The sequence below is a fragment of the Archangium sp. genome (assembly GCF_057119385.1).
Genome location: NZ_DBNGVP010000176.1, coordinates 38,798 through 58,194, shown reverse-complemented (window position 1 = coordinate 58,194; position 19,397 = coordinate 38,798). Strand labels below are relative to the sequence as shown.

Genomic DNA, 19,397 nt, shown 5'->3' with positions numbered 1-19,397 from the left:
TATCTTCACGGGCGGTTGTCATTTCAAGGGCACTCCGCATGGCGAAGGACTACGCACTCCTCACCTGGAAGCGCCCTGATGAGGAGGTCCCTGGCACTCCACCTTCGGCCACGGTGGCACCGCGACACCAGCCCTTCCTGGGCAGCCCCTGGGCCAGACGACTCCAGGCGCTCCTGCTCGCGAGCTGCCTCATGGCCAGCCAGAGCGCGGCCGGTGGCGACTCGAGTCGCGAGCGGTTGACGCTTTCGGTCAAGGCGCATGCGCGAGATGCAGCGCCCAGTCCCCGCCAGGAAGACTGGCGGGGCCGAGTTCTGTCCCTGCGGGTGGTGGACCCAGGTCTCCTCGTGGTGGAGGCAGGCGATGAAATCATCGCCGCGGGCGCGCTGAACTGGGGCGAGGACATGCGGCTGCGGGTAGACCCGCACACGGCCCACCCGCGGACGACGCTGCCCCGGGTCATGAGCCGAGAGCCAGGCCGGGAGGAGGTGGAGGTAGACGTCCCGGAGGGAGTGGGCGCTGGCGCGCGGCTCACCCTCACTTATGAGTGGACCTGGTACCACACTGGCAAACCCGCCCTGGTGCGGACCTGGCGCCTCCCCCCTGGGGAGGTCATCCCGCCAGAGTGGCTGGACGACGAGCAGGTCCAGACGGAGCGGGATGACACGCCAGAGGGATTGGAAGACGGCGCGCTTGCCCTCCTCTGGGCACAGGAGGCCTCCTTCCCCGTGCAAGTGGACTCGGAGTGGCCCGAACTGCTCTGGGTTCCCGGGTACGCCTCGCGCGAGGAAATAGCCTCGCGGCTCTTCGGAGATGCCGCAGCGGCGGACGCTTTTGACTTCGAGCCCCGTACGCCTTCCTCCGGTGCCGTGGAGGGCCTTCAGGTCTGCGTGCGCGTGCGCCACCCGCCAGCGCTCGTGCCGGAGTTGCTCGCCTCCATGCGCCGTGCCCTGGAGGCGCTGCTGGAGGCGGATGTCGCTTGGAGCCAGTCCCAACGCGCGGTGGCTTCCCTGGACAGGGCCGCGACCGCCGCGCTGGTGGAACGTGGCCTGCGCTGGGCTCAACGCTCGGACATTCTGGACGGGGCAGGGTGGAGCTACTTCGATCGGTACCTCCAAGCGCTCGAGCCTTCAAGCGAGGAGTCTCAGCGCGGGCACATCCTTGGAGAGGCCGCTGAGCCCCTGCGCAAGGCCATCGCTCTGCGCTCCAGACGCTTCAAGGCGAGCTACAGCGTCACGGATGGCTCGCCCGTCCTCGCCCCGGGTAGCGTGGTGGGCCGCTTCTATTTCGCCGATGGCTCCAGCGTCCAGGTGCGCACCTTGCTGCTGCTCACCGAGGAGACATCCCTGGAGCGTGCGGAGCTGCGCGTGCGCAACGCTCCTCGTGGAAGCCCGCGCGTCATCATCCCCGGGGAGGACGGGCTCTGGCGGGGCTACAGCGCCGAATTCAACACCGTTGCCGGGGCCCGCGAGCCACTCGAGCACCCGGAGGGCAATGCCTCCTGGTACTACCCGGGCACGCTCCTCATCCACCCGGGTGACTGGCGGCCGGGGCTGGGGGCGGGTACGGGCGGGTTGGCGGCCCTGCGGCGGGAGCTTCTGCGGACAGCCCTCGCCACGGCGACACCGCAAGCGCCCCAGCCCCTCCTCGCCCTCGACCATGACGTGCTCTCCCTGCTCGCCCCGGACGAGCGTGTGGGCGTCTTCAACACCCTCCTCACGGGCCGTGCGCTCAACTCCGACATGAGGGAGGACGCAGTGCACCTGCTGACGCGTGTGCTGCTGTCCACGCCTGACCCGGAATTCCCCGCCCTGGAGCGCGAGCTCACCTCGAGTGGGGCGCTGCAGAAGCTGCTCGGCAGCAACGCACCGGACAACAAGGTGTTGCTGGGGCAGGCCTTCACCCAGAAGGCACTCGCCTCGTTTCCCCTCACGCTGGACCTCCTCGAGTCCTTGCCCACCTTCCACCTGGGGCGCGAGGACGAGACGACACACCTGCTCAATGTCCCCGCTGGGTGGGTGTCCACGGTGTTGGTGTCCCCCGAGGCGTGGGAGGTGCAGCAGGGAGTGCGCCTGGGCGCCGAACCCGCTCTGCCCGGAGAAGAGGTGGGGCCCTCCAGGCGCATGGCGCTGTACTTCCAGCCGGTGCGGCAGGCGTTCCAGGCCCGCTACCTGTCCTCGGTGGACGAGGCGCCGCGCAGCCGGGCTCTGCACCCACTGGAGTGGGCGCGGGTGGAAGTCCATGGGCCACAACCGCGCACGCACTTGATGACGGCCATGGAGCTGGCCCTGCTCGCTTCCACACCGGACGCGTCACTTCGCTGGTCGGCAGTGAGCCGCATCGGCGAGATGCACATGGTGTACGGCGCCGTGTCGGCCCTGGCGCGGGCGCCGCTGCTGACAGGCGCGCCCGCCACGGCAACACAAGGCGGCACGCTGGCGGCGGCACGCGGAGCGGCGGTGCGCCTCTTCGCGGGCCGCATCTCGTTGGTGGCGACCCTGGCGGTGGTGGACACGTACCGGGACGAGCTGTCGCGGACGCCGGAGGGACGGAACCTTCTCGCCGTGCATGAGCTGGCCATGGCGGCGCTGGCTGGCCGGGACATCTACAAGCTCGCCACCTCGGGCATAGGACGTGAGCTGGTCCACCGGGGAGGGCTGGTGTTGAGCGCGGCTGGCGCCCGGGCCTCGTCCGGAATGCGTGAGTCGGTGGAGTCCGTCCAGGCCCTGGTGAAAACGCTGGAGCGAGCGCTCGCCGAGGGAAAGGCCGTTGCGACACCGGAGGGACTGCGGTTTTCCCTTGCTGGGGGCGCCGAGGCCTTCAAGCAGGCCTTCTTCGCCATACGGGGGGAGATGGCCGCCGCACGGGTCCTCGGGGGCATTCGCGGCGCGGGGCTCGCGGTACAGCAAGCCGAGAAGACGCTGGAGGCGCTGAAGCTGCTCGCGGCGGAGGGCCAGGATCTGGCGCTCGCCTACAACGCGGTGGCGCGGCGCGCGGCGGCTCTGCCGGCCGACAAGGCCCAGGCCTACCTTGCCGGGGTGGAAGCGCTGCGCGCCGCTACCCGCGGTACGGCGAAACCAGCGCTCGCGGAGTTGCTGAGGCGCTCGGGAGCTCCGAGCCTGAAGGACCCGCTTGCATTCCTGAAGGAGTCCGAGTGGCTCGTCAGTCACCCGGAATTGGAAGCCGAGGCAGTGATTGAACTGGCGAGGAAGGCGCGCAGGGCGAGCGTGGACCTGGGTTGGCTGCTCGCGACAAACCTGCCGATGGAGGACCTCAACTTCATGGCCAGGAACGAGAAGATGGTTTGGGGACTCTTCCGGCGCGCGGCGGCGGAAGCGGCGAACTTGAAGCTTCAACTGCAAGCGCGTGAGCAACTCCGTGGCGTCGCCGTGGAGATGCTGACAGAGCGCAATGCGCAGAAGCTCTTCCCTGGCTTCCGGCTGTCCGGGCGGCAGGTGAGACTGAAAGAGGGGCACATCATCGACAACGAGCTGACAGCGATGGGGGGCTCGCGGCTTCAACATGGGGTGGAAGCAAAGGGATGGAACGAAAACCGATGGCGCCAATCGCTGGACACCTGGAGGGCAAAGCAGGGCACTCGGAAGCTCAATGAAGCACAGGAGGCGTTGGCGGAAAAACTCCAGCACCTGCTTGACCAACTCGCGGACGCCGCGAAGTCCCCCCGAGGCAACCCGTTTCTTGTCGTTACCGACAAGCTGAGTGGACCGACCCGAGATAAGTTGGAGAGATTCCTGGAGAGACATGCGCCAGGTACGCAACTCATCCAGATCGAGGAAGCGGAGATCCTGAACAAAACGAAGCAGTTGCGCGCGGCACTCAGGCTGCCGGAAGACCTGTCTGGAGGTGCGCCATGAGCCGGTGGCCTCTCTGGGCGGTCCTGGCTCCAGGTGAGCCCGCCCGACTGGAAGGCCGGGCCCTGGGCATCGTGATGCCTGACTGGGACGAAGAGGACGGAGGAGAACTGCCCTTCGAGGTCATCCCGGGCAGTGGCGGCTACCACGCTATCGTGGGGACGGACCCCAGGGACGTGGGCACCGAGATGCAGATCGCCGAGAAGCTCTCCCTCGAGTGCACCGAGCCTGTGTACTCGATTGAGCGCGCCAACGACCCGTGGACCGTCATGTCGTGGCGAAAGGGGGTGCTGGAGCTCCTCGATGTGGGCCCGGACGCTCTGGCGAAGTCCCTTGGCTGTCCTCTGCCAGAGAGAGAGAGCCCCGGGGACTCGCCCGCGAGGACGCCCCTGCAGACTGTCGCATTGGTGGAAGGAGTCCGTGCACAGGAGGCTCGCCGCGCGTTGGAAGAAGATGCTGACGAGTCACTTCCTCCAGGGTACTACCGGCTCGAGGACTCGCCGCGAGGACTCCTCATTGCCAGCGGCACAGGCGACATAGGGTATGCCGATATGACTGTGTCGGAGCGGTTTCCTCATGCAACGGTGTATGCGGTAACTGCTTCGCCGAATCTCGAGATGTTCTTCGTTACCGTTTTTCGCAAAGGCGAGAGTGTTGAAAGATTCGCGCAGCCGCGGCCTGTGATTTCGTCTCGGCCCACCGTCAACGAAATCAAGGGCGAGCGCTCGCCCGAGCGGATCCTCGCGGCGCTGGGCATCCCGGCGGAGTGGTTCCGGAATCAGTGAGGGGCGCCGGATTCAACCGCTCGCGGATTGAGCGTCCGTTCGGGTGGGCGGGCGCCGCCGTCAGAAGATGAAGTCGAAGTAGTGCACCTCGGCCCGGAGCCCGGCGCAGGCCAGGATGTCCGCCGTCCACGCCCGGGCGGGCAGGGTGCCCTGCGTCTCGAACACCAGCTCCAGCCGGTCCTCGCGCGCCAGCTCCGCCACGCTCGCCGCCTCCACCCCGCGCAGCGTCAACTGCGTGGGCGAGAACGCCTGCGACGGCTGCTGGTACTCGAGCAGGGTCCGGATGACCTCGTCCGCTCCCACCCGCCTCAAGGACACCTTCGCGGACTCCAGCCCGCTCAGGTCCACGCCGCCCCCCGTCACGTCCAGTTGGAACAGCCTCAGCCGGAAGTCCGTCTCGAGCCGCCCCTCGGGCAGGTCCGCGCCCAACTGCCCCAGCGGGAACTCGAAGACGTACGTGAGCGTCCGAGTGTCCGGCCCGGCGGCGGCGAATTCGATGCTCCGCTGGCTCTTGCAGATCTCCTCCGTCTCGGCGTTCACCACGAAGAAGGTGTCGGCGATCTTCCGGCAGCCGGGAGCGAACAACGTGAGGGCGGTCGACAGCAGGACGCGGGAAAGGGCACGCATGGGGGAGCCTGTCAGTTGAAGTAGATGAGGAGGCCCAGCTTCGCCACCGGGCTGGAGAGGCCGATGTTGAGCGGCCGGGCGGTGAGCTCCGGATCCTCCCCGGCCTCGCGGATGAAGGCCTTGGCGTCGGCCACCTCGATGAACCAGTAGCTGATGCCCACGCCCCCGAAGATCGTCACGTAGCGCGCGGGCGAGAATTCCAGCCCGACGTGGCCGCTCACCTGGTGGTAGCCCACCTTGCGGATGGCCGTGGCCGGCGTGGTGGGCTGGCCGTGCAGCTGTGTCAGCAGCTCCTCGTAGTCCGCGTTGAAGTAGTAGCCGTACTCCAGCTCCAACACCGGGGAGATGAGCAGCTCGAGCGGAATGAGGCTCAGCCCACCGCGCGCCCCGAAACCCAGGTTGTTGCGCGTGGCGCCCACGTGGGCCCGCGCCCAGCGCCGGGGATGGATGAGGGCCGCGATTCCAATGCCCTCGGGTGCTCCCGCCACCAGCCTCATGCCGAACCGGGTGTTCCACGGCGGCGCGGCGTCCGGATCCGTGGGCGCGGGCGTGGCCACCGTCTCCTCCTGCTCCGTGTCCGGAATGTCCAGGTCCTCCGGGTCCTGCTGCGCCCGGGCGACGGGTGACACCGCCAGCATCAGCAGGCAGGTGAGCGCGAGGCCCGCTCTGCCCGGACCGCCCCTCGGGTTGATTGTCGTGCGCATCGCTCCGTCCCCTCCGGACCATCCCGGCCCGGAGCGAATCATTCGCGAGCCGGGGCCCGGAGAGAAGCCGCGAACACGGGGTTCACTTCCCGGCAGGGCAGACAGGCGGACGGGGCGGGGCCGGTGGGGGGGAGACATCGGCCTGCCCTCGGGGAGGGCTCGACCCACCGGTGGGGTCTGCTACGGTGTGCCCTCCGGGTGCCGCTGGCCCGTGGAATTTCTCGATGCTCAAGAAGATCCTGATCGCCTCCGCGACGCTGGTGGGGCTGCTGCTCGCCATCGGTCTGGTGCTGCCCTCGACGTTCCGCGTCGAGCGCTCGACGACCCTCCAGGCTCCGCCCGAGGCGATCTACCCCTACGTGGCCAACCTCGAGCGCTGGCGCGAGTGGGGGCCCTGGCGCGCGGAGAAGTACCCGGGCAGCCAGTGGGTGTTCGGCGGGCCCCGGGAAGGCGTGGGCGCCGTGCACGGCTGGAGTGGCGGGAGCGTGGGCAACGGCACCCTGTCCCTCACCCGGGCGGATCCGAAGACGGGCGTGGCCTACGACATGTCCGTGGAGAACGGCCGGTATCTGGTGCACGGCCACATCGCCTTCGCGCCCGAGGGCCAGGGCACCCGGGTGACGTGGGTGGACGAGGGCGACATCGGCCGCAACCCTTTCGCGCACTACCTCGTTCCCCTCATCCGCTCGAGGCTCGGCGGTTACCTCGAGGAGGGCCTGGCCGGGCTCGCGAAGCGGGTGGCGTCCGGCCCGCTCCCGGCCGAGGCCCAGCCCGAGCCGGCGCCCGCTCCGGTTCCCGTGGAGCAGGCCGAGGCTCCGGCACCGTCCACTCCCGTGCCGTCCGCGCCTCCTCCGGTGGAGGTCGCGCATGCGCCCGACGCGGGCGAGGGCGCTGCTCCGGTGGCCGTGCCTCCGGTGGAGGTCGCGCACGTGCCCGATGCGGGCGAGGGCGCTGCCCCGGTGGCCGTGCCTCCCGCGCCCGAGGGTGGAGCGGCTCCTGCCTCGCCGGGCCCGGGGGTTCCCTCCGGCGAGCAGGCGCCCGTGGAGTCCTCGCCCACTGTTCCGGCGCCGACTCCCGCTCCTGCTCCGGCTCCGGCCGAGGGGCAGACGGCGTCGCCGACCTGACACCGGTGGGCCGCGCGCGGACGCCACGGGCCCGCGCACCCGTTATGCTGCACGGCCACCATGTCCGAGCGCGTGCGCACAGAGGTTTCCTCTGGCTCCCGTGGGGAGTTCCCCTCCGCCGAGGACATGCGCCGTCAGCTCGAGGGCCGTGTCGAGGTGGTGGAGGCCTCGCGCGAGCGCTACGCCGCGCTGGAGTCGCTGCTCTCGGGCGCCAGGTGGAAGCGCCGCCTGCGCGCGCAGCCCGGTGCGCTCGACGCGGTGCTGCGCCACGAAGCCGCCTTCCACGAGGCCATGGAGCGCATCCAGCACCGCGCCCGGGTGGACGGCTGGCCGGTGCACTCCCCGGTGCTCGCCATGAGCCGGGACGTCTGGATGCTCCGGAGCCGGCTGGAGGCGCTCGTCCGCAAGCGGCTCGATGAGCTGGCACCCGTCTCCGGTGCGCCCTCGCTGGTGGAGGAGCTCACCCGGCTCGATCGGCTCGTCTCCGAGGCCATTCCCCTGGAACCCATTCCGGGCGAGGTGCGCCTGCTCGAGGGCGACACGGCGGACGCCGCGTTCGCGCTCCGGCTCTATGTGTCGATCATCGGCGCGCTCGCCCTGGGGCCGGCCGCCCACCGTCTGGGGGGAGAGCCCCTGGCCTTCGCGCTGCTGTCGCTGCTCGTCGCGAACATCGTCCATGGCGTGTTGCGCTCCGGCAGATACTGGCTCACCAGCAAGCGGCTCGTGTGGAGGCCCTACACGGGCGAGCCGGTGCAGCTCTCGCTGCGCTCCATCACGGAGGACGGCCTGCGGACCTCCTTCCTCGGCGTGCGCGTCCTGGGCGAGCGGAAGCTCTTCATCCAGGACTCGGCGCAGGGCCATCTCCTCGCGGTCCTGCTGGAGCTGCGCCGTCATCCGCTGCTGGACTCCGCGCGCACCGAGCGTCTGGCCGACGTGCTCTGCTACGAGGTGACCTTCAAGGGGATGGCCCTGCCGGGCGGTGCGTCCGACAGGGGCTACGCGGTGCTCCGTCCCGGTTACGTCGCGTTCCTGCCGGGGAACCGGGGCACGCAGGCGCTGCGGGCCATCACCGGCTCGCGCTCCTCCCCGAAAGTGAGGGCGGGCGAGATACCGCACGTCATCGAGCAGCTCCGGTATCTGTCCTCGGAGGCGGAGTTCGATGCGTGCGTGCAGCGCGCCGTGGCCGCCGCGGGAGGCGTGCGCTGGAGCGCGTGGGATTCCCGCTACGACGCGAGCGCCCCGGTGTGGAAGGAGATCCGCCTCGAGGCCCAGACACCTGGCTCGGGCCAGGGCTCCCTGAGTGGCAAGGTGGGCTGGAGCCTGCAGGCGGAGGCCGTGCGGCTCCTGGCGGACTGGCCGAAGCGCTGAGTGTCGGCGCACCGACGCGCCCACCTCCCTTTGGACCAGTTCCTTGGACCCTGGCACGTGGCCAGTCTCGCGGCACTCCGAGAAAGGGTGCGAGAGCCAACTCTCGAAATCCCCGGAACCTCGGCGAAGGGGCCTATGATCGACGAAGTCGATCAGCGCTTGAAAAGCTGGGTGGGACGGGTGCTCGGTGATGCGCCCGTCTCCCTGTCCGCGCCGGACAGGGACTCCGTGGACCGGCTCGTGGGGCTCTATCTGTTGGAGCTCGCTCCGGCGCCGCCGCCCCGCACGTCGCGCCGGCCGCCGCTCCGGGTGTCGCTCTGCTACCTCGTCACCGCGGGCGGGGACTCTCCGGAGCGGGCCCACCACCTGCTGGGCGAGCTCGTCTTCGCGGCCATGGAGGAGCCGGGCTTCGAGGTGGACCTGTCGCCCGTGCCGGTGACGCTGTGGTCGGCGCTGGGGATACCTCCGAGGCCCGCCTTCCGCCTGCGCGTGCCGCTGGAGCGCGAGCGTCCGCTGCCGGCCATTCCGCGCGTGCGGGTGCCGCTCATCACGCGGACCGTGCCGGGCACGGTGCTGCTCGGCCGCGTGGTGGGGCCAGGGGACATCCCCATTCCGGATGCCCAGGTGGAGCTGCCGTCCATGGGGCTCCACTCGCGCACCGATGCGAAGGGCCGCTTCCGTTTCGCCTCGGTGCCCGCCGACACGCCGCTCGGACGGCTGGAGGTGCGTGCGAAGGGGGCGGTGCTCGCGGTGCGTGCCGAGGAGCTCCCCACCGAGGAGGGAGCGCTGTTGGTGCGCCTGCCGTTGAAGGAGGGATGACGTGGCGACGAGCTATCTGACACCCGGTATCTACATCGAGGAGGTGTCCACCGGGCCCAAGCCGCTGGAGGCCGCGGGGACGAGCACGGCGGGCTTCGTGGGCAGGGCCCCCAATCCCGGCGCGCGCCTGCACGAGCCGGTGGCCATCAACAACTGGTCCCAGTTCGTGAAGGAGTTCTGCCAGGGCAAGGAGGTGAAGAGCACGCCGCTGTCGCTGGCCGTGTATGGCTTCTTCGAGAACGGCGGGCGGCGCTGCTTCGTCGTCAACATCGGCGACAGTCCCAGCCTGCTGGGCAGCGGGCCCAAGCGCGAGGGCCTGGACGTGCTGCGCGAGGTGGACGAGGTGGCCATCGTCGCGGCGCCCGGCTACACGGATCCGGGCTCGTACAACGCGCTGCTCACCCACGCCGAGCAGATGATGGACCGGGTGGCCGTGCTGGACGCACCCGAGGACGCCACCGTGGAGCGGCTGTGCGAGGTGGGCACGGTCTCGGCCCCACCGGCGGGGAAGGAAGGGGAGGGCGGGCCGGGGCCACGCCGCTCCCGGGGCGAGCGGGCCCGGGACTCGAAGTACGGTGCGTACTACTTCCCGTGGGTCTCCCTGTACGACCCGTTCGACCGGAAGCGGCTGGTGAACGCGCCGCCGTCCGGGCACATCGCGGGCATATACGCGCGGGTGGATGGGACGCGCGGGGTGCACAAGCCCCCGGCCAACGAGGTGGTGAACGCGGCCGAGGGCCTGGCGACGCCGTTGACGCGCGAGGAGCTGGGCGTGCTCAACCAGTGCGGCGTCAACTGCATCCGCTTCTTCCCCCGGGACGGCATCAAGGTGTGGGGCGCGCGGACGCTGTCGAGCGACCCCGAGTGGCGCTACCTCAACGTGCGGCGGCTCTTCTGCATGGTGGAGGAGACGATCGGCCAGGGAACGCGCTGGGTGGTGTTCGAGCCGAATGATCTGTCGCTGCGGCGGGCTGTCGTCCGGGACGTGAGCGCCTTCCTGCGGCGGCTGTGGCGGGACGGGGCGCTGGTGGGCCGGACGGAGCAGGAGGCGTTCTTCGTGAAGTGTGACGACGAGACGAACCCGCCCGAGGTGGTGGATGCGGGGCAGTTGGTGTGCGTCATCGGGATCGCGCCGGTGAAGCCGGCGGAGTTCATCATCTTCCGCATCGGCCAGCACTCGGGCGGTGTGGAGCAGACGGAGGAGGTGGCCGGTGGCTGATCCGAAGCAGGCGGAGACTCCACCCCCGCAGGAGGCGGGTGCGCAGCCGGGGACGTTGGTGGACCCGATGCGCGCGTACAACTTCAAGCTGGACATCAACGGGGTGAACGAGGGGCACTTCACCGAGTGCCACGGGCTGGAGGTGCAGGTGAACGCGCTGCGCTACCGCGAGGGCGGAGCGGGCGCGGTGGTGCGCCGGCTGGCTGGCCCGGTGGCGTATGGGGATGTCACGCTGCGCTACGGGCTGACGACCTCGCGCGAGCTGTGGAACTGGTTCATGGAATCGGTGAACGGCACGCCGAGCCGCAAGAACGTGTCCATTCTGATGACGGGGCCGGACGGATTGACGGAGGTGTTCCGCTGGAACCTGGTGGATGCGTGGCCCTCGGGGTGGAAGGGGGCGGCGCTGGATGCGCTGGGGCAGATGGTGGCCATCGAGTCCGTCACGCTCGTCTTCGAGTCCATCAACCGTGGCGGCTGACGGAGCGGACAAGAGCCGGGGCAGGGCCCTGGTGCGCACGGTGGCGCGGTGGGTGAAGGGCTGGGCGGAGTCCGTCCTGAACGAGCCCCCCGTGGAGGTGCCCGTGCAAGACTCCCTCTCCCTCTGGGAGAGGGGTGGGGTGAGGGATTTCCCGCCGCCGGACGGAGACGGAGGACCCCCGGAGCACTGGAGACACCTGGTGCAATCCACGCGGCGAGGCCCGCCCGCGGACTGGGTGGAGCGCGTGCGCCGTGGAGCGCCGCATCTGCTCGAGGGACTGGAGCTGGAAGAGGCACAGCCGGTCCCGCCCGGGATTCCGCCCGAGGCCGTGCCTCCAGCGCCCCGGGTTCCGGTCGTGCCTCCGAGGCGGGAGCCCATGTCTGTCGTTGCTTCGATTCCTGCTCCCCATGCGCGGCCCCGTGTTCCTTTGTCGAAGCCCTCGCTTCCTGTCCGTGAGAAGTCCGGGAGCGTCCCGCTGGTGCGGCCCGCTGTTCCCCAGGCTCCGGTGAGCACGGCTCCTGCCGTGCGGCATTCCGCTCCCGTGCCCGCGTCGAGCGCCGGACCGCGCACGGGTGGGCTCGTGCCTCGTCCACCGATGGAGCGCGAGACGGTTGCTCCGGTGTCTGGCATGGCGCATCGGGAGGCTCGGGAGACGCCGCGTGAAGGGGGCGCCATACCCACGGCACCTCGCACGGGCCCTCCGCGAGAAGCGGGCTTCACCCGGGCCCGAGGGCTCCCCTTCCGCCCGCTTCCCGAGACGTCTTCGTCTCCGGAGAAGAATCAGCGGCCCACGTCCTTCCCCGGGACACGTCTGGTCCAACAGGAGGGGAACCCGGGGTCTTCGATACCCTCACCCCGTCCCTCTCCCGGGGGGAGAGGGGTCATGGGCGGAGTGATGACAGGGGTGCCGGGGGGGACGGGTCCACGCCACGCAGTGGGCGCGGCCTCTCCGCCTCCGACCCGGTCTTCTCCGTTTCCGACTCCCGAGCCCTCTGTTCTGGAGACTTCGCGTCCCCAGCCGCATGCCAGGACCGAACCCTCTCCCGTTCCCGTCGCGGCGTCTTCCTTCGACGCTCCCCACCCGTGGCCGGAGCCTCCGGAGCTTCCTTCCCCTGAACCTGGCGATCCACGGGTGGTGCTCCGCGACTGGGAGCGGCTGCGCCGGTTGGAGCGCGAGCAGCGAGGTGAGTGATGGAGCGCGTGGCCTTCCTCATCGAGCCCGAGGGACTCCGGCTGGGCGCGCTGCTCAACCCGGAGACGCTCGTGGTGCGCCGGACGGCGGGCGTGCGGCCCCGGCGTGCGCTGGGCGTGCCGCTCACGGGGACGGGGCTCATGGATGATCCGCTCCTCTTCACCGGCGGCGGCACCACCGAGCTCAACCTGGAGCTCCTCTTCGACGTGACACTGGCGGGCTCCTCGGTGACATCGGAGGACGTGAGGGACCTGACGCGGCCCCTGTGGCAGCTCGCGGAGAACGCGCATGCCGAGGACGGTTATGGCCGCCCCTCGTTGCTGCGCGTCGTCTGGGGCAAGGTGCTGAACATGCCGTGCGTGGTGGCCGCGGTGGCCGAGCGCCTGGAGCACTTCACCCCCACCGGTGCACCCCGTCGCTCCTGGCTCTCGCTGCGCCTGCTGCGCGTGGAGGAGGAAGTCGCCCGGCAGGTGGAAGCCCCGCGTGTCCCCCCGGGCGGCGTCGGCGCCGAGAACGAGCAACTGGCCGAGCAGGTGGCCGCGAGCCTTCCGCCCGAGGCCTTCGACACCCAATCCGTGCTCAGCGGTGGACCGGATCCGGGCTCGGGGCAGCGGTTGGATGAGATCGCCTGGGAGCGCTACAGGGATCCATCGCTGTGGAGGCTCATCGCCTCGCTCAACGGCATCAATGACCCGATGCACCTGAACACGGGCACGGTGCTGCGCCTGCCACCGGCCTCGGCCATCCGGGGGTCGACATGAAGTCCGTCCGGGGACTGCCAGAGCTGCGCATAGAGGTGGACGGGACGCCCCTGGCGCCCGAGGAGCTGCGCGCCCTGGAGTCGGTGCGCGTCCAGCAGCAACTGTCCCTGCCCGCGCAGTGCGAGCTCACCTTCACGGATCCACGAGGGGCACTGGCCACGCGAGGCCTGCCTCCGGGCACCGCGCTGCGCCTCTCGGTGGCGGCCCGGCGCGAGCCGCTCTTCGTGGGCGAGGTGACGGCGGTGGAGTACGTGCACGGCGCCTCGGGCACGAGGCAGGTGCGCGTCCGGGGCTATGACCTGCTCCATCGCTTGCGCAAGCGTCAGCCGGTGCGGGTGCACGCGCAGGTGACGCCGAGGGACCTGGCGCGCGAGCTGGTGTCGGACCTGGGCCTGTCCGTCGAGGCCTCCGAGCCCGGGCCGCTCTCGCACCACCTCATCCAGCACGGACAGTCGGACCTCGAGTTCCTGGTGGAGCAGACGGAGCGCTGTGGCCTGTGGCTGGTGCTGGAGGAGGGCGTGCTGCACGTGCTGTCCCTGGACGGCCACGGAGACCCCGTGCCGCTGGTGATGGGCGAGTCGCTGCTGGAGGCGTGCGTGGAGGTGAATGGGGACCCGGCGTGCCGCTCGGTGAGCTCGGCGGGGTGGAATGCCCTGCAAGGCCAGGTCTACACGGCGAGCCCCTCTGGAGGCCGCGTGGGCCGGCGGGTGGAGGCCTCCGTACCCCCGGAGCGCTTGGGGGGCAGTGGCGAGCGGGCGCTCGTCAACGAGAACGCGGAGGACACCGCGCACGCGGAGGCGCTGGCCCGGGCGGAGCTGGACCACCGGCTGGCGCGCGAGGTGGTGCTCACCGGCGTGGCGGAGGGAGATCCCCGGCTGCGCCCCGGCACGCGCGTGGACGTGCGCGGCGTGGTGCCAGTGGTGGCGGGCCAGTACGTCCTCACCTCCGTCTCACACACCCTGGATGCACAGCACGGCTTCCTCTCCGAGCTGTCCTCCGCGCCACCGCCCCGGCGGACCCGGCCGCGCGCCTCCTCGGTGATGCCGGGCGTGGTGAGCCGGGTGGATGACCCCGACAACAAGGGCCGGGTGCGTGTCTCGCTGCCCACCTGCGGCGACGTGGAGACGGACTGGATGCAGGTGCTCTCCGCGGGTGCTGGCGCGGGCAAGGGCCTGGTGATGCTGCCGGACGTGGGAGACACCGTGCTGCTCGTCCTCTCGGGGGAGGACCCGGCACGCGGCGTGGTGGTGGGTGGCCTCTACGGAGCGAACGGCCCACCGGACACCGGTGTCTCCGGCGCGGCGGTGCGCCGCTTCAACCTGCTCACCCCGGGCGGGCTCAAGCTGCGCCTCAACGACGAGACGCAGACGCTCCGGGTCGAGGACCCGCTCGGCAGCTACCTGCAGCTGTCTCCCCACGTCGTCCGCCTGCACGCCGAGACGGCGCTCGAGATCGAGGCTCCTGGCAAGTCCATCACGATCGAAGCCGCCACCATCGATTTCCGGAGGAGGGACTGAATGCGTTGGGTGACCGTGGACGCACTGATGCAGTGCGCGCACCTGGGCAGGATCGGCCTCACCGCCTCGCAGTCGTGGGTGACCATCGAGGGCCGCCCGGTGCTCGTGCAGGCGGACCCCGAGGGACGGCCCATCGCGGGCTGTCCCAACATCGGGCCCACCATCAAGCCGTGCACCACCACGCTGAAGGTGCAGGCGGGCTATTCCTCGTGGATTCGCGTGGACGGCAGGCCCGTGGTCCTCGACATCGTCACCGGGCTCACGGATGGCACGCCGCCGGGCGTGGTGAAGTACCACTGCACCGCACCGGGTCAGCCCTTCGTGTCGGAGGACCGATGAACGTTCCCCGCTACCGTGCGTGGCGCTTCCTCCACCCGGACCTGGACCTCGTCGGCGTCGGGCCCGGGGGCCTGCACCTGTCGCCCTCGGGGGGCATCGCCATGGTGCAGGAGGAGGCCTCGGTGCGTCAGGCCATCCTCCTGCTGCTGTCCACCGTGCCCGGCGAGCGCGTCATGCGCCCGGACTACGGCTGCGAGCTGCACCGGCTCGTCTTCGCTCCCAACGACGACACCACCGCGGGCCTCGCCATCCACTACGTGCGCCGGGCGCTGGCGCGCTGGGAGCCTCGCATCGACTTGCTCGACGTGGACGCCAACCGGAGCGCCGAGGAGCCCTTCCGGCTCGACATCTCGCTCGAGTACCGCGTGCGCACCACGCAGCGGACGGAGCGGTTGCGTTTCGGCCTCGACCTCGCGGGAGGGCCCGCCTGATGCCGCTGCCTTCGCCCAACCTGGATGACCGCGGCTTCCAGCAACTCCTCGAGGAGGCGCGCAACCGCATCGCGCGGACGAGCCCCGAGTGGACCGACCTGAGCCCGCATGACCCGGGCATGGTGCTGCTGGAAGTGTTCGCCCACCTGACGGAGACGATGCTCTACCGGCTCAACCGGCTGCCGGAGAAGGCCTACGTCGAGTTCCTCCGCCTGCTCGGCGTGCGGCTGCAGCCCCCGAGCGCCGCCACGGTGCGGTTGCGCTTCAGCCTCGCGCGTCCGGCCACGAGCATGGTGGAGATTCCCCGGAGCACGGGCGTCACCACCTCACGGGCCGAGGCCGGTGCCGAGCCCGTCATCTTCCTCACCGCCGAGCCCGTGCGCATTCCGGTGGGAGGCACGGAGGTGGAGGTGCTCGCCCACCATGGCGAGCAGGTGGAGGCGGAGCTGGCGGGAGTGGGCACGGGGATGCCGGGCCTGTCCGTGACGGCGCGCCGCCCGCCCATCGTGGCGCCCACGGGAGATGGACGGGATTTGATGGTGGGCGTGGAGGCGCTGCCGGGCGAGCTGGACGGGCGCGTGCCGGCGCGCAAGCTGGGGGACAAGACGTTCCGCATCTGGCGCGAGGTGGAGAGCTTCGCCAACCTGCCGCCGGACGAGCCCGCCTACGTGGTGGACCGGATGACGGGCACCCTCACCTTCGCGCCCTCGGCCCGGATGACGGGAGAGGACGGCGCGCTGTCCACCGAGCCGCGAGCCCTGGCGGCCGTGCCGAAGGCGGGGCGGGCCATCATGCTCTGGTACCTGCGCGGCGGAGGGCTCACGGGCAACGTGGCCGCGGGAGCCCTGGACACCCTCAAGACGGCGCTGCCCGGGGTGAAGGTGACCAACCCCTCGCCGGCCGTGGGAGGCCGCGCGGCGGAGACGCTGGAGAACGCGCTCGTCCGGGGCCCTCAGGAGTTGCACTCGCTGGGGCGCGCCATCACCGCCCAGGACTACGAGCGGCTGGCGCTGCGCAGCTCGGGAGCGGTGGCCCGCGCCAAGGCCTTCACCCAGGCCCAGTTGTGGGCGCACGCGCTGCCGGGCTCGGTGGAGGTGCTGCTGGTGCCCTACCTGCCGCCCAACGTGCAGGGGCCCTCGGGCGAGGGCGTCACCCAGGAATCGCTGCGCCAGCACGAGACGGAGGAGGCACGCGCCCGCATCGAGACGGCGCTGAACGAGCGGAGGCCGCTGGGCACCACGTGCCAGGTGGGCTGGGCGCGCTACAAGACGGTGCGCGTGCGGGCGCGCGTGGTGGTGCACGGGGCGGAGGACGCGGCCGCGTTGAAGCGGCGCTCGCTGGAGCGGCTGCACCAGGCGCTCAACCCGCTGCCCACGAAGCTGCAACCGGGAGGCTGGCGCTTCGGCCAGTCGCTGCGCGTCTCGCACGTCTACGACACCCTGCTCGCCGAGCCCGGGGTCAGTTACGTGGACCAGGTGCGCCTGCTGGTGGACGAGGTGCCGAAGGACGTGCGCACGCTCTGCGAGGACGCCTTCCAGCCGCGCACCTACTACGCGGGCGGAGGGGACGCGCTCTTCCGGACCGTGTCCGACGCGGATGGCTGGGAGCGCGTGGGCCGCTTCCCCGGAGAGCAGGTGGAGGTGGTGGAGGCCCACCCGCAGCGCGCCGGACTGGTGGCCGTGGCCGCGCGGCTGGCGGACGAGCCCCAGCGCTCCCGGCTCCACCTCTCGCTGGACAGTGGCGAGACGTGGGAGCGCACCACGCACACGCTGGACCATGTGGAGGACCTGGCGTGGATGGTGCGCGACGGCGTGCCCGTGCTGCTGATGGCCACGCGCGTGGGCCTCTTCGAGCTGGCGGTGGAGGAGGGCGCCACCCCGCTGCAGGTGCTGGTGGACCCGTCGGACCACGACCTGGGCTTCCTCTCCGTGGCCGCCTCCACGGACGCGCGCGGCGGGGTGAGCGTCGCGGTGTCGGGGATGAGCCTGCGCGGCGTGTACCTCTCCAGCAGCGGCGGGCGCGGCAACAGCTTCCGGCACATCGGCCTGCGCAACCAGGACGTGCGCGTGCTGGAGGTGCAGCGCGATGGACCTCGCTCCTTCCTCTGGGCGGGACTGGCGGCGGCGAGTGGCGCGGACCCGGGCAAGGGGTGCTTGAGCTGGGAGCTGCTCGGCTCGGCGGACCCGCCGGATGGGTGGCGCCCCCTGGACAAGAACTGGGATGGAGGAAGCTGTCTCGCGCTCGCCTTCGACGGGGCGAGGGCCTATGCGGCCACGCACCGTGCGGGCGTGCTGTGGATGGACGCGAGCCGGCGCGAGGCCTCGTGGAGCCGCCCCGGGGTAGACAGCGGCCTGCCCCTGCGCGAGCGCGAGCGCCTCTTCCAACCGGTGTTCGCCCTGGCGGCGGCGCCTGGGGGCGGACTGCTGCTCGCGGGCGGCCCGGCCGGTGTTCATCGCCAGCGCGAGCCGGGAGGGCAGTACGGCAACTGCTCGACGCAGGAGTTCACGGAGAAGGTGACGCTGCCGCCCTCCTGGCTGCTGGTGTCGGGCCCGCATGAGCTCGAGGTGGTGACGGTCGATGAAGCGGAATGAAATCACCCGGCTGCTGCCCGGCGTCTTCCAGCGGACCCTGCACGAGAACGGCCCGCTGGTGGCGCTGATGGACGTGATGGAGGCGCTGCACGCGCCCTCCGAGGCCCTGCTGGCCGAGCTGCCCGCGCTCTTCCACCCGCTGCGAGCACCAGAGCGCTTCGTGCCCTTCCTGGCGCACTGGGTGGACCTGGGCGTGCCCGTCACCACGGGCCTGGGACGGATGCGCGAGCTGGTGTCGGCGGCGGTGGAGCTGTCTCGCTGGCGGGGCACGGCGCGGGGGCTGCTGCTCTTCCTGCGCACGGCCACGGGCCGCGAGGACTTCGTCATCGAGGAGCAGGTGCCCGGCCTCCACGGGCGTCCCCGGCCCTTCCACCTGCGCGTGAGCGCCCCGGCCGAGCTGGCCGCGCACCGGCCCATGGTGGAGGCCATCATCGAGCGGGAGAAGCCCGCCTACGTCACCTACGAGCTGCACTTCGGGCAGCCCACACCAGGAGCGAGCTGATGCCGCGCGCCTTCGACATCACCGCCACCACGAGCAGCGTGCAACTGGACGCCTCGGGCCAGGGCGAGGTGTCCTTCACCGTCTCCAACAAGCTGGGCGTGGGGGTGACCGCCCGGGCCACGGTGGTGCCGGATGGCAACACCCGGGCCGAGTGGATGCAGTTCCCGGCTGGCATGGAGCGGACCCTGCCGCCGGATGGGACGGCGGTCATTCCGGTGAGGTTCTCCGTTCCCCCGGGCACGCCCCCGGGCTCGTACGGCTTCGCCCTGGATGTGGCGAGCATCTCCAACCCGGACGAGCACTATGACCGGGGGCCCTCGGTGGCATTCACCGTGCGGGAAGCGGCGGCGCCGGTGAAGAAGCCCTTTCCCTGGTGGTTGGTGGCGCTCGCCGCCGGGGTGCTGCTCATCGTGGGTGTGGTGGTGGCCATCCTCTCCTCGCGAGGCGGGGACGAGGGAGCCGGGCTCGGAGCGGCCTGCGCGAAGAAGGAGCCGCGCTGTGGAAAGGACCTCACGTGTGGCACGGGCAACGTGTGCGTCGGCACGGCGGGCTTCAAGGGATGCGCGAATGGTGGGCAGTGCGCCACGGGCCGCTGCGAGGGAGACACCTGCGAGGAGCGCGTGGCCCTGTTGGGGACGTGCAACAGCGCGGATGACTGCGCGGAGCCCCTGGCGTGTCACGAGGCGGCGTGCCGGGGACTCGCGGGGTTCAGTGGCTGCGACAAGCCCGAGCAATGCGTCACGGGGCGCTGCGAAGCGGGCACGTGCAAGGAACAGGTGACCCTGGGAGACACGTGCGACAGCAACGACGACTGCCGCTCTCCCCTGACATGTTTCCAGGGCTTCTGCCTCATCCCCCTGGGGGAGAAGTGCACCCATCCCTCCCAGTGTGTCTCCGGGGCCTGCAATGGGACGTGCAATCGGGGGGTCGTGCTGTGCCCCAGGTGCCCGCTCGGGACGATCTGCGTCGATGGCCAGTGCGTGAGGCCGGCCATCATCCGGGACCATCGCCTCCTCGATGAGCTCCAGATAGAGCCGCGGCGCACGGTTCCCACTCCCTGAGGAGCTT

At 70.8% G+C, this 19,397-nt stretch carries 16 protein-coding genes; 14 read left to right on the top strand and 2 right to left on the bottom strand.

The window, feature by feature from the left end; all coding sequences use genetic code 11:
• The first annotated feature begins 38 nt into the window (after positions 1-38).
• Together AC16DP_RS41620 and AC16DP_RS41615 are read left to right on the top strand one after the other, a co-directional pair.
• Positions 39-3,872 carry a hypothetical protein gene (locus AC16DP_RS41620; protein WP_329727249.1) on the top strand — a complete coding sequence of 1,278 codons (3,834 nt, stop codon included), beginning with the start codon at positions 39-41 and terminating at the stop codon, positions 3,870-3,872.
• The gene (locus AC16DP_RS41615; protein WP_329727250.1) at positions 3,869-4,654 is read left to right on the top strand and encodes a hypothetical protein; all 786 of its coding nucleotides are present in this window, start codon (positions 3,869-3,871) and stop codon (positions 4,652-4,654) included. Before AC16DP_RS41620 ends, AC16DP_RS41615 begins: the two co-directional genes overlap by 4 nt.
• A gap of 60 nt (positions 4,655-4,714) precedes the next feature.
• On the opposite strand, the gene AC16DP_RS41610 is transcribed toward AC16DP_RS41615, so the two are convergent.
• Together AC16DP_RS41610 and AC16DP_RS41605 are read right to left on the bottom strand one after the other, a co-directional pair.
• Positions 4,715-5,281, bottom strand: a complete 567-nt coding sequence (locus AC16DP_RS41610) for a hypothetical protein (protein ID WP_329727251.1) — start codon at positions 5,279-5,281, stop codon at positions 4,715-4,717.
• A gap of 11 nt (positions 5,282-5,292) precedes the next feature.
• Positions 5,293-5,985: a hypothetical protein gene (locus AC16DP_RS41605; protein WP_329727252.1), complete on the bottom strand. Its 693-nt coding sequence runs from the start codon at positions 5,983-5,985 to the stop codon at positions 5,293-5,295.
• Positions 5,986-6,209: 224 nt separating this feature from the next.
• Between AC16DP_RS41605 and AC16DP_RS41600 the strand changes: the two genes are divergently transcribed.
• The 12 genes from AC16DP_RS41600 to AC16DP_RS41545 all read left to right on the top strand — a co-directional run bounded on the left by AC16DP_RS41600 (position 6,210) and on the right by AC16DP_RS41545 (position 19,390).
• Positions 6,210-7,109 carry an SRPBCC family protein gene (locus tag AC16DP_RS41600; RefSeq protein ID WP_329727253.1) on the top strand — a complete coding sequence of 300 codons (900 nt, stop codon included), beginning with the start codon at positions 6,210-6,212 and terminating at the stop codon, positions 7,107-7,109.
• 126 nt (positions 7,110-7,235) lie between these two features.
• Positions 7,236-8,477 carry a hypothetical protein gene (locus tag AC16DP_RS41595; protein WP_329727254.1) on the top strand — a complete coding sequence of 414 codons (1,242 nt, stop codon included), beginning with the start codon at positions 7,236-7,238 and terminating at the stop codon, positions 8,475-8,477.
• Between the two features lie 135 nt (positions 8,478-8,612).
• On the top strand, positions 8,613-9,296 hold the full coding sequence (locus AC16DP_RS41590; protein WP_329727255.1) for a carboxypeptidase-like regulatory domain-containing protein: 684 nt from the start codon (positions 8,613-8,615) through the stop codon (positions 9,294-9,296).
• 1 nt (position 9,297) lies between these two features.
• Positions 9,298-10,515 (top strand): phage tail sheath family protein, encoded by a 1,218-nt coding sequence (locus AC16DP_RS41585; protein ID WP_329727256.1) that lies wholly within the window; start codon positions 9,298-9,300, stop codon positions 10,513-10,515.
• On the top strand, positions 10,508-10,996 hold the full coding sequence (locus AC16DP_RS41580) for a phage tail protein (protein ID WP_329727257.1): 489 nt from the start codon (positions 10,508-10,510) through the stop codon (positions 10,994-10,996). Before AC16DP_RS41585 ends, AC16DP_RS41580 begins: the two co-directional genes overlap by 8 nt.
• 1,191 nt (positions 10,997-12,187) lie before the next feature.
• Positions 12,188-12,949, top strand: a complete 762-nt coding sequence (locus AC16DP_RS41575; protein ID WP_329727258.1) for a CIS tube protein — start codon at positions 12,188-12,190, stop codon at positions 12,947-12,949.
• Complete coding sequence (locus AC16DP_RS41570; protein ID WP_329727259.1) at positions 12,946-14,466, top strand: phage baseplate assembly protein V; 1,521 nt, start codon at positions 12,946-12,948, stop codon at positions 14,464-14,466. Before AC16DP_RS41575 ends, AC16DP_RS41570 begins: the two co-directional genes overlap by 4 nt.
• Positions 14,467-14,805, top strand: coding sequence for a hypothetical protein (locus AC16DP_RS41565; RefSeq protein WP_329727260.1), 339 nt, complete (start codon positions 14,467-14,469; stop codon positions 14,803-14,805).
• Entirely contained in the window at positions 14,802-15,236 is a 435-nt protein-coding gene (locus AC16DP_RS41560) for a GPW/gp25 family protein (protein ID WP_329727261.1), read from the top strand. The genes AC16DP_RS41565 and AC16DP_RS41560 overlap by 4 nt, the downstream gene beginning before the upstream one ends.
• Positions 15,236-17,827: a putative baseplate assembly protein gene (locus AC16DP_RS41555; RefSeq protein WP_329727262.1), complete on the top strand. Its 2,592-nt coding sequence runs from the start codon at positions 15,236-15,238 to the stop codon at positions 17,825-17,827. Before AC16DP_RS41560 ends, AC16DP_RS41555 begins: the two co-directional genes overlap by 1 nt.
• Complete coding sequence (locus AC16DP_RS41550; RefSeq protein ID WP_329727263.1) at positions 17,814-18,329, top strand: phage tail protein; 516 nt, start codon at positions 17,814-17,816, stop codon at positions 18,327-18,329. The genes AC16DP_RS41555 and AC16DP_RS41550 overlap by 14 nt, the downstream gene beginning before the upstream one ends.
• Positions 18,329-19,390 (top strand): COG1470 family protein, encoded by a 1,062-nt coding sequence (locus AC16DP_RS41545; RefSeq protein WP_329727264.1) that lies wholly within the window; start codon positions 18,329-18,331, stop codon positions 19,388-19,390. Before AC16DP_RS41550 ends, AC16DP_RS41545 begins: the two co-directional genes overlap by 1 nt.
• The last annotated feature ends 7 nt before the right edge of the window (positions 19,391-19,397 follow it).

What these genes read in the sequence shown, in the direction of transcription:
- AC16DP_RS41595 (WP_329727254.1), top strand. Translation starts at nt 7,236, where the DNA reads ATGCGCCGTCAGCTCGAGGGCCGTGTCGAGGTGGTGGAGGCCTCGCGC.
- AC16DP_RS41565 (WP_329727260.1), top strand. Translation starts at nt 14,467, where the DNA reads ATGCGTTGGGTGACCGTGGACGCACTGATGCAGTGCGCGCACCTGGGC.
- AC16DP_RS41610 (WP_329727251.1), bottom strand. Translation starts at nt 5,281, where the DNA reads ATGCGTGCCCTTTCCCGCGTCCTGCTGTCGACCGCCCTCACGTTGTTC.
- AC16DP_RS41590 (WP_329727255.1), top strand. Translation starts at nt 8,613, where the DNA reads ATGATCGACGAAGTCGATCAGCGCTTGAAAAGCTGGGTGGGACGGGTG.
- AC16DP_RS41555 (WP_329727262.1), top strand. Translation starts at nt 15,236, where the DNA reads ATGCCGCTGCCTTCGCCCAACCTGGATGACCGCGGCTTCCAGCAACTC.
- AC16DP_RS41615 (WP_329727250.1), top strand. Translation starts at nt 3,869, where the DNA reads ATGAGCCGGTGGCCTCTCTGGGCGGTCCTGGCTCCAGGTGAGCCCGCC.
- AC16DP_RS41545 (WP_329727264.1), top strand. Translation starts at nt 18,329, where the DNA reads ATGCCGCGCGCCTTCGACATCACCGCCACCACGAGCAGCGTGCAACTG.
- AC16DP_RS41560 (WP_329727261.1), top strand. Translation starts at nt 14,802, where the DNA reads ATGAACGTTCCCCGCTACCGTGCGTGGCGCTTCCTCCACCCGGACCTG.
- AC16DP_RS41620 (WP_329727249.1), top strand. Translation starts at nt 39, where the DNA reads ATGGCGAAGGACTACGCACTCCTCACCTGGAAGCGCCCTGATGAGGAG.
- AC16DP_RS41575 (WP_329727258.1), top strand. Translation starts at nt 12,188, where the DNA reads ATGGAGCGCGTGGCCTTCCTCATCGAGCCCGAGGGACTCCGGCTGGGC.
- AC16DP_RS41605 (WP_329727252.1), bottom strand. Translation starts at nt 5,985, where the DNA reads ATGCGCACGACAATCAACCCGAGGGGCGGTCCGGGCAGAGCGGGCCTC.
- AC16DP_RS41570 (WP_329727259.1), top strand. Translation starts at nt 12,946, where the DNA reads ATGAAGTCCGTCCGGGGACTGCCAGAGCTGCGCATAGAGGTGGACGGG.
- AC16DP_RS41600 (WP_329727253.1), top strand. Translation starts at nt 6,210, where the DNA reads ATGCTCAAGAAGATCCTGATCGCCTCCGCGACGCTGGTGGGGCTGCTG.
- AC16DP_RS41550 (WP_329727263.1), top strand. Translation starts at nt 17,814, where the DNA reads ATGAAGCGGAATGAAATCACCCGGCTGCTGCCCGGCGTCTTCCAGCGG.